This window comes from Mycobacterium sp., from assembly GCF_049673265.1.
In the GTDB taxonomy this organism is placed as follows: domain Bacteria; phylum Actinomycetota; class Actinomycetes; order Mycobacteriales; family Mycobacteriaceae; genus Mycobacterium.
In genome coordinates, this window is the sequence record NZ_JBATXN010000457.1 from 1 (window position 1) to 2,273 (window position 2,273).

The 2,273-nt window shown below is 67.0% G+C and carries 4 protein-coding genes; 3 read left to right on the forward strand and 1 reads right to left on the reverse strand.

The window, feature by feature from the left end; translation table 11 throughout:
* On the reverse strand, positions 1-281 hold a 281-nt coding region (locus WBF82_RS15955), incomplete at its 3' end, for a WhiB family transcriptional regulator (protein WP_424383957.1).
* A gap of 326 nt (positions 282-607) precedes the next feature.
* Between WBF82_RS15955 and WBF82_RS15960 the strand changes: the two genes are divergently transcribed.
* From WBF82_RS15960 to WBF82_RS15970, 3 genes are all read left to right on the forward strand, one after another.
* The gene (locus WBF82_RS15960; protein ID WP_424383958.1) at positions 608-1,408 is read left to right on the forward strand and encodes a hypothetical protein; all 801 of its coding nucleotides are present in this window, start codon (positions 608-610) and stop codon (positions 1,406-1,408) included.
* Between the two features lie 91 nt (positions 1,409-1,499).
* Positions 1,500-2,078: a sigma-70 family RNA polymerase sigma factor gene (locus WBF82_RS15965; protein WP_424383959.1), complete on the forward strand. Its 579-nt coding sequence runs from the start codon at positions 1,500-1,502 to the stop codon at positions 2,076-2,078.
* Positions 2,071-2,273 (forward strand): anti-sigma-D factor RsdA (locus WBF82_RS15970; RefSeq protein WP_424383960.1); only part of this gene is annotated, 203 nt, incomplete at its 3' end. The genes WBF82_RS15965 and WBF82_RS15970, both read left to right, overlap by 8 nt.

Below are 2,273 nucleotides of genomic sequence, written 5' to 3' on the forward strand. Positions count from 1 at the left end.
CTGCCGATGTCACGCTTGAGCAGTAGCTCGCGCTCGGTTTCCGACAGGCCGCCCCAGATGCCGTATGGCTCGGCAACTTCCAGGGCATGCGTGCGGCACTGTGCCATCACTGGGCAGGCGCGGCACATCTCCTTGGCGCGCCGCTCACGCTGCATGCGGGCACGACCGCGCTCGCCGTCCGGATGAAAGAACACCGACGAATCCACCCCGCGGCAAAGGCCGTGTAATTGCCAGTCCCAAATATCCGCGTTGGGGCCTGGTAGCTGCTCCGGCTGTGGCATTGAAGTCCCTCTCTACACGCCCATGTTCTTGAATCGAGCGGGTCGTCGGTGACTACTCGTCGGCCTTAAAGGTAGGGGGCCTACAGAAATTTCGTCAACACGCTGCGGTCGGCCGAATGCCCAACGGCGGGTTGACAATTTACCGCGAGTTCATCGACGCGATGAGTCTGCTGGCCTCGGCATGCATGATGACAGGGTGTTATCTCGCAATGTCCCAGCTCGCAGCTGTCGCACGGGAAATCCTCATAAATATGATCAGCGTTAGATTTAATACCGGTGTAACTCGCAGAGCATGAAGTTTTAACTACTGCACGCCAGTGATCTCTATGACTTATGGTCCGACAATCGAGTCCGACCTTGCCGCTACCGCCTTCGGGAATCAGCCCGAGCGCTGGCCACTGCCCTTGGCGGGCACGCCGGGTCAGCTATGGCTACGCGCGGTCGGCGCCGGCGGGCAGGGCCGCTACGGCAGCGCTTGCCGCGACCTCGCGGCGCTCCTGCGCAGTGCGCCGGGCGATCGGCTGGCCTCGCTGGCGCACAGCACCCAGGCCTCGTTTCTGCGACAGCTGGGCTGGCACCGGCTGGCCCGCGGCTGGGATGGACGAGCGTTGGCACTGGCCGGCGCCGACCCCGAGGCCGCCGCCGACGCGTTGATCGGGCTGGCGGCCGACGCGCTCGGCGTCGGCCGGATGGCCGCCGCGGCGACGTTGCTGAGCCGGGCAGAACCGATAGTGGCGGAAGCGCAGCAGGACCGGCTGTCGATACGCGGCGCGTGGGTCGCCGCGGAGCTGGCGATGGCGGCCGGCGATGGTGCTGCCGCGGTGCGCAACGCAGAGGTCGCCGTCGAGCTGGCCTCGACCACGGTCGCTGCCCGGCACCGCGCTAAAAGCGACGTGGTTTTGGCCGCCGCGCTGTGCAGCTCCGGTGCCGTCGACCGGGCCCGGACTGTCGGGGCAAGGACGCTGGAACTCACCGGTCGGTTGGGCCTGGTGCCGTTGCGGTGGGCGGTGGCCTGCCTGCTGGTCGACATCGGAAGCCCGACCAGCCGGAGCGACGAGCTGCGTGACCTGCGCGACGAGTGCGCACGCCAGGTGGAGCACTGGGGCGGAGCCTGGGCTCCGCGCTAACGCCACCGCTGACCGGGCAGGTCGTTATTGTTTTAGTGTTGCCGCCGCGCCGGGCGAAGCCCGGTTCGTAACGTTGGAGATGTTGCCGTCGATGTCAACCCAAGAGGAACGTCTCGACGCTGTTGTCGCTGAGGCGGTCGGGGGTGATCGGGACGCCCTTCGAAAAGTGCTGGAGACGATCCGCCCGATCGTGATCCGATACTGCCGCGCGCGCATCGGCAGCGTCGAGCGGAGCGGCCTCTCGGCTGATGATGTGGCACAGGAGGTGTGTTTGGCTGCCGTCATGGCGCTGCCGCGTTACTGCGACCGCGGCCGCCCGTTCCTGGCCTTCGTGTACGGCATCGCCGCGCACAAGGTGGCCGACGCTTTTCGCGCAGCCGGCCGCGACATGTCCTATCCCACCGGTTCTATCCCCGAACGCACTTCGGCCGAGACCGGTCCCGAGCGGGCGGCCCTCGAGGCCGACTCGATCAGCAGGATGGACGAACTGCTCAAGGTTCTGCCCGACAAGCAACGCGAAATCCTGATCCTGCGGGTCGTCGTGGGTCTGAGCGCAGAGGAGACTGCCAGCGCTGTCGGTAGCACCGCCGGGGCGGTGCGGGTGGCCCAACACCGCGCCTTGGCGCGGCTGAAATCCGAGATCGTCGCAGCGGGGCGAGACTATGTCTGAATTAACTCCCACACCGTTTGATCAGCCCAACCTGGACGCCGTCGACCGCACCGAGCGGTTCATCGACTCGCTGGCCCAACGCGAGCCGGTCGAGTTCGGCGATGTTGCCGACCCCGGCGATCCCGGCGACCGGGCGCTGGCCGGGCTGCTTGAGGACTGGCGCGACGAGCTGAGAGCCCCGGTGCCCCGCGGACT

What these genes read in the sequence shown, in the direction of transcription:
- WBF82_RS15960 (WP_424383958.1), top strand. Translation starts at nt 608, where the DNA reads ATGACTTATGGTCCGACAATCGAGTCCGACCTTGCCGCTACCGCCTTC.
- WBF82_RS15965 (WP_424383959.1), top strand. Translation starts at nt 1,500, where the DNA reads ATGTCAACCCAAGAGGAACGTCTCGACGCTGTTGTCGCTGAGGCGGTC.